Annotated in this window: 15 protein-coding genes; 9 read left to right on the forward strand and 6 right to left on the reverse strand. The window is 41.3% G+C overall.

Features of this window, described 5'->3' with window-relative positions:
• Positions 1-342 precede the first annotated feature (342 nt).
• From ATS75_RS11090 to ATS75_RS11105, 4 genes are all read left to right on the forward strand, one after another.
• Positions 343-897, forward strand: coding sequence for an elongation factor P hydroxylase (locus tag ATS75_RS11090; RefSeq protein ID WP_058560526.1), 555 nt, complete (start codon positions 343-345; stop codon positions 895-897).
• Positions 887-2,029, forward strand: a complete 1,143-nt coding sequence (locus ATS75_RS11095; protein WP_058560527.1) for an ATP-NAD kinase family protein — start codon at positions 887-889, stop codon at positions 2,027-2,029. Before ATS75_RS11090 ends, ATS75_RS11095 begins: the two co-directional genes overlap by 11 nt.
• Positions 2,030-2,305: a YfcL family protein gene (locus ATS75_RS11100; protein ID WP_058560528.1), complete on the forward strand. Its 276-nt coding sequence runs from the start codon at positions 2,030-2,032 to the stop codon at positions 2,303-2,305.
• A gap of 162 nt (positions 2,306-2,467) precedes the next feature.
• Entirely contained in the window at positions 2,468-4,027 is a 1,560-nt protein-coding gene (locus ATS75_RS11105) for an AbgT family transporter (RefSeq protein ID WP_058560529.1), read from the forward strand.
• 118 nt (positions 4,028-4,145) lie between these two features.
• Here the strand turns inward: ATS75_RS11105 and ATS75_RS11110 are convergent, their stop codons facing one another.
• Genes ATS75_RS11110 through pspF form a run of 6 tightly spaced genes read right to left on the reverse strand, consistent with a single transcriptional unit; the run spans position 4,146 to position 10,495 of the window.
• Positions 4,146-4,907, reverse strand: coding sequence for an ATP-binding cassette domain-containing protein (locus tag ATS75_RS11110; RefSeq protein WP_058560749.1), 762 nt, complete (start codon positions 4,905-4,907; stop codon positions 4,146-4,148).
• A complete protein-coding gene (locus ATS75_RS11115; RefSeq protein ID WP_058560530.1) occupies positions 4,907-5,899 on the reverse strand; it encodes an oligopeptide/dipeptide ABC transporter ATP-binding protein in 993 nt (330 codons plus the stop codon). The genes ATS75_RS11110 and ATS75_RS11115 overlap by 1 nt, the downstream gene beginning before the upstream one ends.
• Positions 5,900-6,793: an ABC transporter permease subunit gene (locus ATS75_RS11120; RefSeq protein ID WP_058560531.1), complete on the reverse strand. Its 894-nt coding sequence runs from the start codon at positions 6,791-6,793 to the stop codon at positions 5,900-5,902.
• Positions 6,780-7,814 carry an ABC transporter permease gene (locus ATS75_RS11125; protein ID WP_058560532.1) on the reverse strand — a complete coding sequence of 345 codons (1,035 nt, stop codon included), beginning with the start codon at positions 7,812-7,814 and terminating at the stop codon, positions 6,780-6,782. Before ATS75_RS11125 ends, ATS75_RS11120 begins: the two co-directional genes overlap by 14 nt.
• Positions 7,814-9,421, reverse strand: coding sequence for an ABC transporter substrate-binding protein (locus ATS75_RS11130; protein WP_058560533.1), 1,608 nt, complete (start codon positions 9,419-9,421; stop codon positions 7,814-7,816). Before ATS75_RS11130 ends, ATS75_RS11125 begins: the two co-directional genes overlap by 1 nt.
• Before the next feature lie 15 nt (positions 9,422-9,436).
• Positions 9,437-10,495, reverse strand: a complete 1,059-nt coding sequence (pspF, locus tag ATS75_RS11135) for a phage shock protein operon transcriptional activator (RefSeq protein WP_058560534.1) — start codon at positions 10,493-10,495, stop codon at positions 9,437-9,439.
• A gap of 187 nt (positions 10,496-10,682) precedes the next feature.
• Between pspF and pspA the strand changes: the two genes are divergently transcribed.
• Genes pspA through ATS75_RS11160 form a run of 5 tightly spaced genes read left to right on the forward strand, consistent with a single transcriptional unit; the run spans position 10,683 to position 14,545 of the window.
• Positions 10,683-11,345 (forward strand): phage shock protein PspA, encoded by a 663-nt coding sequence (gene pspA, locus ATS75_RS11140; protein ID WP_058560535.1) that lies wholly within the window; start codon positions 10,683-10,685, stop codon positions 11,343-11,345.
• A gap of 60 nt (positions 11,346-11,405) precedes the next feature.
• Positions 11,406-11,639, forward strand: a complete 234-nt coding sequence (gene pspB, locus ATS75_RS11145) for an envelope stress response membrane protein PspB (protein ID WP_058560536.1) — start codon at positions 11,406-11,408, stop codon at positions 11,637-11,639.
• Positions 11,636-12,037: an envelope stress response membrane protein PspC gene (gene pspC, locus ATS75_RS11150; RefSeq protein ID WP_058560537.1), complete on the forward strand. Its 402-nt coding sequence runs from the start codon at positions 11,636-11,638 to the stop codon at positions 12,035-12,037. The genes pspB and pspC overlap by 4 nt, the downstream gene beginning before the upstream one ends.
• Before the next feature lie 58 nt (positions 12,038-12,095).
• A complete protein-coding gene (locus ATS75_RS11155) occupies positions 12,096-13,511 on the forward strand; it encodes a YcjX family protein (RefSeq protein WP_058560538.1) in 1,416 nt (471 codons plus the stop codon).
• A complete protein-coding gene (locus tag ATS75_RS11160; RefSeq protein ID WP_058560539.1) occupies positions 13,508-14,545 on the forward strand; it encodes a YcjF family protein in 1,038 nt (345 codons plus the stop codon). The genes ATS75_RS11155 and ATS75_RS11160 overlap by 4 nt, the downstream gene beginning before the upstream one ends.
• Position 14,546 lies beyond the last annotated feature (1 nt).

Genomic DNA, 14,546 nt, shown 5'->3' on the forward strand with positions numbered 1-14,546 from the left:
TCTAAAACAGCCATTAAAACAACCGCACATTCTCTTTTTCTATTTTACGTAAACTAGCGATAACTGATTGAACCAAAATAGGAACTCGGCTATGGTCTATTTATCAATAAAAATAAATAAAAAACGAGTTAATCTACAGGCTCGTTAGCACTGTCCACTTATGGCACGTATACGACTGTCAGATTTGATCAAAATCTAAAAGTCAAACCTGACAGATTAAGTTAAGACTTATTCACTTAGTCTATGCGTAACGCTTTTTACTTTCCCTTTAAAAGCCCGTACAATTCGCCTCGTTTTTAGCATGTACTTATTACAGTTTATTCAGGCGAATTATTAAACCTTATGCATCAAATAGTCGATCTAATTTCTATTTTTGAGTCAACGTTTTATCAAAGCCATAATACGCGCTTAGTAAAAGGTGAGCATGAGCCTATTTATATTCCTGCTAGTGATGAAACAAACTTTCACCAAATTATATTTGCTCATGGTTTTTATGCCAGTGCTCTGCATGAAATTGCTCATTGGTTAGTAGCGGGCGATAAACGACGATTATTAGAAGATTACGGTTATTGGTATTGCCCTGATGGCCGTGATAAAGCGCAGCAAGCTGAGTTTGAAAGCGTTGAAATTAAACCACAAGCTATTGAATGGGCACTTAGTGTTGCCGCTGGGGTTAATTTTAATGTCTCGGTTGATAACTTAAATGGCGAACAAACGTGCCGATTCGCTTTTCAAGCACGCGTATACCAGCAGGTTTTACATTTGCTACAAGTAGGCTTCAATGAGCGTACTAATCGGTTATTACATGCGTTAAGTTCATTTTATAAAACACCGTGGCCTATCAGTGCTACGCAATTTGAATGGCAGCCCCCTGAGGAGCTAAAGAATGCAGTTTAAATTAGGCTTAATTGTAAACCCTGTTGCGGGTTTAGGTGGAAGTGTTGCATTGAAGGGCAGCGATGGTATTGATACCGCAGCAAAAGCCATTGAATTAGGCGCCCAGCCTAAAGCCAATTTACGCACTAAAGCCGCGCTTGAGGTGTTGCTGCCTTATAAAGAGCAGTTAAGCATTTTTACTGTTAATGATGTCATGGGTGAAAACACGGCTAAGGAACTTGGCTTTTCAACGCAGGTTATTTATCGCAGCGAGCACTCGACAACAAGTGATGATACAGAGCTTGCTGCCAAAGCCTTGCAGCAACTTGGTGTAGATTTAATATTGTTTGCTGGTGGCGATGGTACCGCACGCAATATTTGTCATGCGGTGGATGACAGCGTACCAGTGCTTGGCATTCCTGCTGGCTGTAAGATTCATTCAGGAGTTTATGCCATTACCCCCAAAGCCGCGGGTCGGGTTGTAGAGATGCTGGTTAAAGGCGAGCTAGTTACATTAGCAGATGCAGATGTCATGGATATTGATGAAGATGCTTTTCGCCAAGGCACAGTAAAAGCCAAGCGTTACGGTGAAATGCAAGTACCTAGTGAAGTACGTTATGTACAAGCCGTTAAAAACGGCGGTAAAGAAACTGATGAATTAGTACTTGCTGATATTGCAGCTTACGTGGTGTCAGAAATGGAAGAAGATACCCAGTACATTATGGGCAGTGGCTCAACCGTTGAGGCAATAATGGAAGAAATGGGCCTTAGTAACACCTTGCTCGGGGTTGATTTAGTACAAGATCAAAGCCTCTTAGGCAATGACTTGACCGCTCAACAATTAATTGATTTAACGAAAGATGTGCCAACAAAGTTGGTGATCACTTTGATCGGCGGACAAGGGCATATATTTGGTCGGGGTAATCAACAATTAAGCCCTGCACTTATTCGTGCAATTGGTAAAGACAATATTATCGTTGTGGCAACCAAAACAAAATTACAGGCCTTAAATGGCCGGCCGCTCATTGCTGATACTGGCGATAGCGAACTAGATGATGAATTAAGTGGTTATATGCGGGTTACAACCGGATTTAACGACCATGTTATGTATGCTGTGGGTCACCAAGACACCCTGCAAGTACAGGAGAATTAAATGAGTTTAGTAAGTTACATTGATGCAGCGCAGCAATATTTTGACGATTTAGTAGTAAAAGCCACTGATGATGAGCTTTTTGCAGGGGGTTATCTACGTGGTCATTTTGATTTAGCTGTAGGCTATGCACAAGTAGAAGAGCTTAATTTAGAAGTATCAGAGCTTAATGAAACGGTTGAGAAAAGCTTAGTTAAAGCGTATCGCAATGGCGAACTAAACGAAGATGATAAAGCACTTGTCGTGCGTATTTGGGAAGAAGTAAAAGCACTGGCTTAATTACTTTGCTCAAATAACACACTGTAAAACGGCTGGGAAGCCGTTTTTTAATACGTAAAATAAATGCTGTACCTGATTAATGTATTTTGTGTTTACTTAAAATTTACCTAACGCAGCATTTGCGGTAATGTATGCTGGTTAAACTTCTAGGGAACAAGCGAAATGAACAACAATAATGATGCGACAATGCCGACGGGGCTAGTTGCGCGATTTTTAAACTTTGTCGAAAGGGTCGGAAACAAGCTTCCAGATCCAGCGATTATCTTTCTATTTGCCATGCTACTGATTTGGTTTTTGTCTTGGTGGTTTTCAGGCATTGAATTCGATGCAATTGATCCACGTACCGGCGAAGCCATTATTATTAATAATATGTTGGCCAGTGATTCGTTAGCGACATTTTTATCTTCTATGGTAAAAACATTTACTGGTTTTGCGCCATTGGGCGTAGTGTTAGTGGCGATGTTAGGTGTGGGGGTCGCTGAGCACTCAGGCTTTATTAATACTGGCTTGAAGCTAATGCTTAAAGTAACACCCAAGCAGTTACTGACACCGTCTATTATTTTAGTCGCTATTGTGAGCCACACCGCAACTGATGCGGGTTATGTATTGGTTATTCCGCTAGCTGGCGTTATTTTTTATGCGGCAGGGCGCCATCCTCTTGCTGGTATTGCTGCTGCATTTGCTGGCGTAAGTGGTGGTTTTGGTGCAAACTTTATTCCGTCAGGCATCGACCCATTACTACAGAGCTTTACGCAAAGTGCAGCGCAAATAATTAATCCGGCGATGTCGATTAACCCACTAAATAACTGGGCATTTGCGTCAGCATCGAGCTTATTTATTGTTTTATTAGGCTGGTATATCACTGATAAAATCATTGAACCTCGATTAAAAAATACAGATCTTGACGGGAATGAAGAAGACCTTCCTGTATTTGAAGATGCCCGTAGTGATGAAAAACGTGCGTTCTTCATTGCAAGTGCTGTGATGGTGGCGGGCCTTGCCTTGTTGGCATTTGTATCTGCGCCAGCGGATTCAGCAATGCGAAGCAGTGATGGTTCGCTGACTAACTTTAGTTCGCCTTTAATGCAGTCAATTGTGCCGCTAATCTTTTTATTATTTTGGATCCCAGGTGCGGTGTACGGTTTTACAGTTGGCACGTTTAAAAGCACCAAAGACATGATAGATGCAATGAGTAAAGCGATGAATGGCATGGCTTATTACATTGTAATGGCGTTCTTCTGTTCGTTATTTATTGCTGCATTTAGTAAATCAAACTTAGGTGCGTTATTGGCAATTGAAGGCGCGCAAATTTTAAAAGCAATGGAGCTACCCAGTGCTGTAACGGTAGTGGGTATAATCTTCTTAACCGGGTTTGTTAACTTGTTTGTAGGGTCTAGTTCGGCAAAATGGGCGCTGTTAGGCCCGGTGTTTGTACCTATGTTAATGCAACTGGGTATTTCACCCGATTTAACGCAGGCTGCATATCGTGTGGGTGATTCGAGTTCAAATATTATCACTCCACTGATGCCTTACTTCCCACTCGTTGTGGTGTACTGTCAAAAATATGTTAAAGGCACCGGGATTGGTACATTAATTGCGATGATGCTGCCATACTCGATCGCGTTTATGATTGGTTGGAGTTTATTCCTACTAGGTTATTGGGCGCTAGGTCTTCCACTAGGACTAGATGCAAGCTATGTTTACCCTGCAGTTGCACCTTAACCAAATTTTTATGGTTTAAATTTAAAAGCCTCATCATGAAAATGATGAGGCTTTTTTGTATTCACAATGGTGTGATACGTTTAATTACTTTTTATAAATAAATGAATTGATCTAGCAATCAACAGCTTAATAACCTTTGGGTTACTTTTGATTGCGGTTGTTGAAAAATAGTTTCAGTTTTACCATTTTCAACAATTACACCATGATCGAGCACGACTAGTTGGTCGCTTATATGGCGTACTAAACTTAAATGATGGGTGATCAAAATATAACTCAACCCAGTATCTTGTTGTAATTTAAGTAATAAATTCACCGTTTGAGCGCGAACTGAGGGATCTAATGAGGATAGCGCCTCATCTAATACAACGACTTTAGGATCGAGTATTAAAGCGCGTGCTAGTGCAACTCGTTGTAATTGGCCGCCGCTAAACATATGGGGATAGTAATGCTGGTGGTCGTTGAGCAAACCGACCTTGTGCAAAGTCGCAGAGATTTTATTGGCGCGAGTTTCTTTATCTAAATCACTATTGTATTGCAAGCAATCGTCGAGCATATCGCCAATGGTTAAACCCGGATTTAATGACGCTTCCGAATCTTGGAAAATCATTCTAATATGCCGACACTGTTGATCGCGGACGCCATTGTCTTCAATAATGGTGCCGTTAAGTAATATTTGCCCGCTATCAGCGCTGTCTGCACCAGATAAAAGTTTCGCTAGAGTGCTTTTCCCTGACCCTGTTTCACCAATAATAGCTAATGTTTCACCTTGATTTAAGCAAAATGAGATATTCCTCAAAACTTCAAAGCGTTTTCGCGAGAACAGCCCTGCGCGCAAGTTAAAGCTTTTTGATAAGGCTTGCACCTTGAGCAGTGGTTGCATCATTTCATGGCCTTAATTAATGGAAAATGGCAGGCATAACTGTGACCATGTTGTTTAGTTAATGGTGGAGTTACAACACAGGCTTTTTGTGCTTGAGGGCAGCGAGGTCCTAGCCTGCACCCAATAGGTAAATGTTGCAACGTAGGAATCGTTCCCTTGAGGGCGTAAAACGGTTCTTTATGCGCCAAGCCTTGCTCATAATCAGGTAAGCTTTTTAGGAGTGCTTGAGTATAAGGATGGCGAGGCTGTTTGAAAATCTTCCCCGTTGGGCCTGCTTCAACCATTTGTCCGCAATATAATACATGCATGCCATGGGACCAGTTGATGATTTCTTCAAGTTCATGCGAAATCATTAATATTGACATGTTCTTAAGTTGATTCAAACTCTTCAATAATCTGAATACTTGCGCACGCGTTGTGCTTTCAAGAGCGGTTGTTGGTTCATCTGCAATTAATAACTTAGGAGTACGCGCAATGGCCATTGCGATCATGACTTTTTGACACACCCCTTCAGACAGCTCATGAGGGTAACTCGTTAAAACTTTTTCATGATCTTTGATACCCACTTTATGGATAAGTGCTTTCACACGATCTTTACGCTCACGATTGCGTTTTAAGAAAAAGCCCTTACTTTGAACCTCAGGTAAGGTTTCTGCTATTTGGTCAAATATTTTTGCTGTAGGGTCAAGACAACGACTTGGATCTTGATAAATCATCGCAATGTCTTGGCCGACAATTTTCCGCCTTTGTTCACTCGAAAGTCGCATTAAATCAACACCGCGCCAGTGCATTCGGTCCGCTGTAATATGCCAGCGCTTGTTGAGTACACCCACAATGGCTTTCGCAATTAAGCTTTTTCCTGATCCTGACTCACCGACGAGTGCGTGAACTTCGCCTTCTTTTAGGCTTAAGCTCACTCTATCGACTGCACGAATAACAGTGTCTGAGCTTCTCAGCTCGATGGTTAAGTTGCGTATGTCGAGTAATTGCATTTAATCTGCCTTACGTTCTTTTAACACTTGGCGAAGACCATCACCGACTAAATTAGTAGAAAGGACCGCTAAAAAAAGCAATATGCCAGGCAGTCCAACCGTCCATGGCGCTAAGTAAATTAACCCCAGGTTTTCTGCTAAAATAGCGCCCCATTCTGTCGTTGGTGGTTGCGCGCCAAGCTTAAGAAAACCCAAAGCTGCTATATCTAATATAGCGGTTGACAGCGCCATCGTAAAAATAACTACGATATGCTCGTAAATATTAGGGAATATCCCACGCGAAAGTACATGCCAGTTAGAGGCACCATCCAGCTTGAAAGCGGTGATATAATCTTTATTGAGCTCAACCACAATAAGGTTTCTTACAGAATGAATAAACTGAGGCAATAAAGCTAAAATAATTGCCCACACGGTGTTCATTAAACCTGGGCCTAAAATCGCAATAATGATAATGGCCAATAATAGCGATGGAATAGACAAGGTAATGTCGAGTAAATGATTTAAAAAACTAGAACGTAACCCGTGGCTTATGCCTGCAAATGTGCCGACCAACACACCTATCACTGTGGTTATCAATGCCGCGATAACGGATAAGCCAAATGTATAGGTTGCACCGTTCATCAAGCGTGAAAGCACGTCACGACCAAGATCATCCGTTCCTAAGATAAAACGCACATCCCCAAGCTCATGCCATGAAGGAGGTATAAGCAATGCATCGCTGTGCTGTTGGTTAACACCATAGGGAGCTAAAAATGGTGCCGTGGTTGCCAAAAACACGAAGGCAATAAATACCCATAAACCCACCAATGCGGGGTGATTTGATTTAAACTTGCGCCAAAATCGCGCGAGGGGCGATTTGTTTGACTCTTCTGAAAATAAATTAAACTTTGCCATGCGCTTGGTTCCGAGAAAGCGGGTCAAACAGGGTATAAGACAACTCTGCGATGATGGTGGCTAGTATCACAAACATTGATACGGCGAGTAAACCACCTTGAATTGCAGGGTAATCACGTTGATAAATACTATCAATTAACCAGCGTCCTACACCGGGCCATGAAAAAATAACCTCTGTTATCATTGCGAGTGTGATCAAGGTACTAAACTGAAGGCCGATTTGTTTAATCACAGGTAACAACGCGTTTCGCAGTGCATGATGCACAATTAATTGAGCGCGGTTAAGGCCTTTGGCTCTCGCCGTTTTTATAAAGTTTTGCTCAAGCACATTTAACATCGATTCTCGTGTAAAACGAATCAGCACCGTGGTCGGGTACATGGCTAATACAATGGTAGGCAACGTGAGGTGATGAAATGCATCAATCATTGCCATTCCAGAATAGGGAAAACCGGCTAAGGCGATATCAATGAGAATAAACCCCGTTTGTGGCGGGATTTCGTAAAGTAGCCCCATACGGCCCGACATAGGAAACCAACCTAGTTGCAAGGAAAAAACCATTATTAGCAAGAGGGCTAACCAAAAAACGGGCATTGAGTATCCCGCAAGGGCGGATGAGTTAATGAGTTTATCTGGCCATTTTTTATAATAAGCAGAGGCGATTATGCCGGCAGGCACACCGAGTACAACTGAAATAATTAAGGCGTATATACTCAGCTCAAGCGTGGCAGGAAACAAGTCAACAATATGGCTAAAAACATTATCGCCAGAGGCAAATGATAATCCCCAGTCACCCATAACAATACGCTCTAAAAAAGCAAAATATTGATAAATGTAATTTTCATTAAAGTGGTATTTATCCCGCAATTCACTTGTCTGTGCAAAGCTGGTATTAGACATGCCACTTAAATTACTTAATGCGTCCCCAGGGAACAAATAACTCAATGAAAACGTAAACACGCTTAGAGTAAGCATCATAAAAAATAATAAGCCTAAGCGGCGTAAAAAATAATCTAAAACCATTATTTTTTCCTCGCATTAGCCAGGGATATGCCGCCAAAGGGTCCAAGAGGGATACCTTCTACGTCGCTACTACTTGCTTGAAATCGCATGCCATGTGCAAGTGGTAATAATGGGAGCTCGTCAATAAGCATTGTTTGCGCTTGTTGGTAGTACTGTTTTCGCATGTCTAAATCAGTGGTATCAAGTGCTTGTGTCAGTAGCAGGTCAAATTCTGGGTCACACCAATTTGCAGGGTTCTTACCACTGAATGTTGCAGAGCAACTTAATAGTGGACTAAAAAAGTTATCGGGGTCAGGGGTGTCCGCAGCCCATCCAAGCAATACGCTATCGTGGCGATGTTCACCGATGCGCTGGATAAAGGTATTCCACTCATATTCTACAATACTGACATTGACGCCAACTTTGCGTAAATCACTTTGCATTAATTCGGCCATTTTACGCGCATTTGGATTGTAGATTCGACTCACCGGCATGGCCCAAATAGTCATATCGAACCCATCGCCAAGGCCTGCTTCTTTTAATAATGCCATCGATATTTCAGGGTTAAAAGCAGGCATGTTTTGTTGTGATTTATATGCCCAGGATGTGGGGGGTAAAATTGATTTGGCCTGAATACCATTGCCATAAAATACGGCTTGCATAATTTTTTCAATATCAATGGCATGCGCCAACGCTTGGCGTACTCTAATATCGTTAAAAGGAGGTCGTTCAGTATTAAACGCCCAATACCCCACATTGAGGTTGGTTTCTTTTTGGACTTTGATATCGTCTCGTTGCGCCAAGATACTTAATTGGGTACTGCTTGGATGAGCTGTTACATCACATTCTTTAGTGAGCATTTTTGCAATACGTGTCGTCCCATTGGGGGTAATATCGTAAACAAGCTGCTCAAGGATGACCTTATGTTTCCAATAGTCATTATTACGATAATAGCGAACTAAGTGATCGCGGCGATACTCTTTATAAATATAAGGTCCGGTACCAATGGGGAGTTGATCAAACAAATTAAGCTGTTCTTTTTCTTTGAGCTGCATTGCGTATTCGCGTGATAGCACAACAGCAAAATCAGTTGCCATGTTTGCTAAAAAGCTGCTCTCCGGGTTAAATAGTTCAAAACGAACCTGATGATCTGAGACTCGAACAATACGTCTAATAAGTTGGTCTATACCAACGCTTTGAAAATAGGGGTAGTTTGCATCACCAACGAAGTGATAAGGATTATAAACATCAAATAAACGACTGAATGTAAAAATTACGTCATCTGCATTAAAATCACGTGAAGGTGTAAAATATGCCGTACTGTGAAATTTAACGCCTTTTCGCAAAGTGAAAGTCACGGATTTACCGTCAGGGCTAATTTTCCAGTCGGTTGCTAATTCACTTTGAAATTCAGCCGTAATAGGGTCAATGCTGATTAAGCGGTCATAAAGCTGGTTTGCAATAATATCAATAGTTGAACCAGTGGTCGTAACTTGCGGGTTAAACGAGACAGGATTAGCCTCAGCGCAATATACTAAGCCTTGATTCTTTTCTTCTAGCGTTTTTTCTTCGGTATCGATACAGCCTGCGAGGCAGAGCGATAGCATACCAAGTAATAATTTATACACTCGTTCAACCTCTGACTATTGTTGTTGATCTAGCAAATTATATTTTTTCAAATAGCCTCTAAGTTGATGATACGTCAAACCAAGTACTTCTGCAGTCTTCTTTTGATTAAATTGACTGTATTCCAGAGCTTTTTTTATTAAATCAATTTCAAACTCATTTGAAAGATCTTTTAAACTACATGGAAAAGAATGTACCAGCCCAGGTTCTACTGGTTGCTCTTCTTTAATAACCGGGACTTCTTGTGTTACTTGCTCTGACTTAATCGGCGCTTTTATGCGTTGTTTGGGCCTAAATTTACTTTCAAATGGGTCTAAAATAATCTGATGAACGGGAATATGTTCATTGCCATGACGATACAAACTTCGTTCAACGACATTTTTAAGCTCACGAATATTACCTGGCCAATCATAGTTTTGCAGTATTTCAACAGCACTTCGCGTAAAACCACTAAACAGTTCCCATTCAAGGTCTCGGGCCATATTAATAGCAAATTGCTCGGCTAAAAGCATGATGTCATCAGTACGCTCACGTAATGGGGGAAGAGTAATAACATCAAAGGCTAAGCGGTCGAGTAAATCGCTTCTAAATTCACCTTGTTCTGCAAGATAGGGTAAGTCTTCATTGGTAGCACACACTAAGCGAGTGTCTACTTTGACTGTTTGTTTACCGCCTACCCGTTCAAATTCACCGTACTCAATAACTCGCAGTAGTTTTTCTTGCACCATGGCAGAGGTATTTGCTAATTCATCTAAAAAAAGCGTGCCAGCGTTGGCGCGCTCGAAACGTCCTTCATGGCGCTTGCTTGCGCCGGTAAACGCACCGCTTTCATGACCAAATAGCTCGCTTTCAAGGAGGTTCTCATTTAAAGCTGCACAATTGAGCTTAACGTAGTTTTGTTCCCAGCGTTTTGATAGGAAGTGTAAACGAGCAGCAATCAACTCTTTACCTGTTCCACGCTCTCCAATGATTAATACGGGTTTGTCTAAACTCGCAAGCTGCGATACTTGATCCAGTACAGCTAAAAAACTATCTGATTGGCCGAGTAAGTTATCCTGTTGGCGAAATTGGCTCATATTCCCTAACTCTTAGTCATTTTTACTAACAGTTAGTGTATTTCATAATTCGATATAACTAAAGCAATTTGTATTTTTAGTTTAACTTTATGAAAGTATTCATGTATTTTATGTTTTATAAAGTTGGCAAGCATATTGTAACAGTGAGTGCAGACCAATTAAGTTAAACATCACAGAGGTAAATGTTATGGGAATTTTTTCACGTTTTGCAGACATTGTTAATTCTAATATCAATGCCATTTTGGATAAAGCAGAAGACCCAGAAAAAATGGTTCGTCTTATCATCCAAGAAATGGAAGATACACTGGTTGAAGTGCGTTCAACATCCGCTAAAACATTAGCAGAGAAAAAAGAGTTAGTACGTCGCGTAGAAACACTAAAAGCTCAAGTGTCAGAGTGGCAAGATAAGGCTGAATTAGCACTTAGTAAAGACCGTGATGATCTAGCACGTGCTGCTTTACTGGAAAAGCAAAAGTCGGCAGATGCGGTTGCTGCGGTTGAAAGCGAGTTGAGCCATGTCGAATCTCACATTGAAAAGCTTCAACAGGAAGTGAGCACACTACAAGAGAAGTTAGCTGACGCCAAAGCACGTCAAAAAGCAATTATCTTACGTCAACGTTCGGCAGAATCGCGCCTTGAAGTGAAAAAAGCACTCGACAGCTCAAAAGTTGAAGATGCATTAAATCGCTTCGAGCGCTACGAAACCAAAATTGATGGGCTAGAATCACAAGTAGAGTCTTATGATTTAGGCAAAAAGTCGCTCTCTGACGAAATTGCTGATCTTCAGCAAAGTGAGAAGGTTGATGACGAACTCGCTGAGCTTAAGAAAAAATTAGCAGAGAAAAAATAATAAATAGGGGGCGGGTCCCCCTATGCTTAAACAAATAAATGGATTGTGTAGGAGAAGATTATGTTTGATGCAGAGGTGTTGGTTGCCCCTATTATCATTTTTATGATTGTGGTTGCGCCACTTTGGTTAATATTACACTACCGTAGTAAAAAACAAGTAAGCCAAGGCTTAAGTGAACATGAGCATCGCCAGCTATTAGAGCTTGCTCAAAAAGCAGATAAAATGGCTGATCGAGTTGAAACATTAGAAGCGCTTCTTGATCAAGAGGCACCACAGTGGAGACGTAAAGTATGAATACTAAACGTGAACTACTTAGAGACCCTGTACGCGGAAAAATAGCCGGTGTATGCGCTGGCCTTAGCGATTACTTCAACATGGAGTTGTGGCTAGTCAGGATTCTATTTGTTACAGCTGTCTTACTAACTGGTGGACCTTTGTTTGTTGTGGCATACATTGCCGCTTGGTTTATCTTAGACAAGAAACCCGCTAATGGACAAGATAAATCGTATGCCAACCAACATGAAGATCCGCTTGAAGTGAAGTTTAAAGTATGGCAAAAAGGTGAGCCACCACGCCGTGCGCTGCAAGATTTAAAAGACCGTTTAGGTCGTGTTGATTCACGATTGCAAGAGATGGAACGTTACGTTACTTCAACAGAGTTTACGGTTAGCCGTGAAATCAATAAGCTTTAAAGGACTTAATAGCACTTTATCAGACTGATCAAGCGAGTGGATAAAGTGCTAACTCATTATGATAAACACTTCATCTGCAAAAAAAACGTTTAATAAACTCAAAGGGAAAGCTGAGAAAGCCGTTCACCGTAGTTTAGATCAACATGTAAAGCTTGCTGTAACAGGTTTAAGTGGCAGTGGTAAAACAGCCTTTATCACAGCAATAGTTAAGCAGTTAACCAGTCAAGCTGACGATATAAACCTGCCATTTTTTGATGTGATGCAGCAAAAACGTCATATCGCGACGAAAATAGTTCCACAGCAAACATTGACGATTCCCACGTTTGGTTACAGCAATGCATTAGATGCTTTATTGCCTAACGAAGGTGACCCCCAATGGCCTGCGTCAACTGATCGAATAAATACGTTGCGTTTAGCTATTAAATATCAAAGTGGCTCAGGTCTTCGCTCGCATTTTGCACCACAGTCGACACTGTATCTCGATATTATTGATTACCCAGGTGAATGGCTACTTGATTTGCCCATGCTTGAGCAAACCTATCAACAATGGTGCACTCAACAGTACGCATTATTATTACAAAAACCGCGAGCTGATAAAGCAAATGCATTTTTGACTGCGTTGCGCGGCCTTGATTTAAATGCCCCTGTGGATGAGCATGCGCTGAGCGAAATAGCTAAGCTATATCAAGCTTTACTTGTTGGCTTAAAAAAAGACACCAAGCTTGCAATGTTACAACCAGGGCGAATGTTAATTCCCGGTGAGTTGCAAGGTGCGCCACTATTATTATTTTTTCCGGTTGCAGACTGTGCGGCAGAAATTGTGCCAGGTTCTAATCTCGCACATTTACAAAAGCGCTTTAATGCGTATGTAAGGGAAGTCGTAAAGCCATTTTATACTCAACACTTTCGTCACTTCGACCGACAAATAGTGCTTGTTGATGTACTAAGCGCCTTAAATGAAGGGCCAGAGACGCTTCATGAGCAAAGCGCAGTTATTAAGCAGTTGCTTGCACATTTTAATTACGGTGAAAGCAGCTTTATAAAGCGGCTATTTAAACCTAATGTCGATAAATTACTGTTTGCTGCAAATAAATCAGATCACATCAGTGTGGAACACCATAAGGATTTAGCATTATTACTTGATTCGCTGGTGCATGAACAAACAAACCAGCTTAAGTTTGATGGTGTTAAAATAGAAACGATGGCAATGTCTTCAATAACAGCAACGTTGCCTCGCGAAGTCACAGAGCAGGGCAAACAGCTTAACTGTATTTATGGGAAGCCATTAGGTGAGCAGCAATGGCTGACCTATTTACCACCGCAGCCTCCATCGCGCTTACTTTCTAAGTCTGAGTGGCCTTCTCAGGGGTTTGAGTTTTTATCATTTTCACCGATGCCCACGCCGGATAAACAATTAAAGCATATTCGATTAGACCATGTTATGCAGTACTTATTAGGAGATAAACTTACATGAGTGAATCAACTTCATTTCAAGCGGGAAGGCGTATTGAATCAGCCCAACCAATTGCTGATCCCGAATTGAATTTAGTCACTGCAAAAGTGCTTGATCATGGAGAATTTAAAGCTCAAGAAGAAGAGCCTTTATTAGAAGATGATATTGACCTGACACCGGTATATAAAAAGTCAAAATGGCAAACATTAAAGGGTGTATTTGTCATTAGCTTTTTCAGCTTGATGCTACTTGAATTTGCATTTTCATTAGTAGTTACATTTCAACAATCACTTATTTTAGGGTCGGTCTATGCAACGGCTGTATTGACAGGCACGTTGTTAATAGGTCGTTTACTATGGCGTGAATACCGCATGTTACGCAGTTTGAAACGCAACCAGTTACATCGCCATGAAGCGGATAGATTACTTAACTCAGAACAAGTAGGCGGTGCATTGCCTTGGCTTGAAAAACTTAACAAGCATCAGCCTTTAACTGGTTTTGAAGAGTTTAAACCAAGTGTAGCTACCCATCATACAGATAAAGAGATTATGACGCTTTATGCTGACAGTTTATTGGTGGCGCAAGATACTCAAGCAAAAAAATTAATAAATCGATTCGCAACAGAGTCAGGGTTACTGGTTGCATTAAGTCCGTTAGCGTTAGTCGATATGATGGCTGTACTGTGGCGTGGTACAAAATTGATAGAGCAGATAGGGCAAGTATATGGAATTGGCTTTGGCTATGCCAGCCGTATAAGATTGTATAAAATGCTGATAAAACAAGTTATGTTTGTGGGCAGCGCAGAACTTGTGTCAGATTTAGCCGCTACGGCTCTCAGTGCAGAGCTACTTGGTAAGTTATCAGGACGCGCTGCTCAAGGGCTAAGCGCAGGGATATTTACAGCGAGAATTGGGTACAAAGCCATGGAGTTAAGTCGCCCATTACCTCGTTTAGAACATAAGCGAAGTTTATTAAAAGGCACCGCACAACTGATAGCGAGTAAGTTATTATCGCGTAAAATAACCGCTGAAAAAGACACCCCTCAAGCAAAGTGAC

Source organism: Pseudoalteromonas sp. H105, assembly GCF_001469215.1.
In the GTDB taxonomy this organism is placed as follows: Bacteria; Pseudomonadota; Gammaproteobacteria; order Enterobacterales; family Alteromonadaceae; genus Pseudoalteromonas.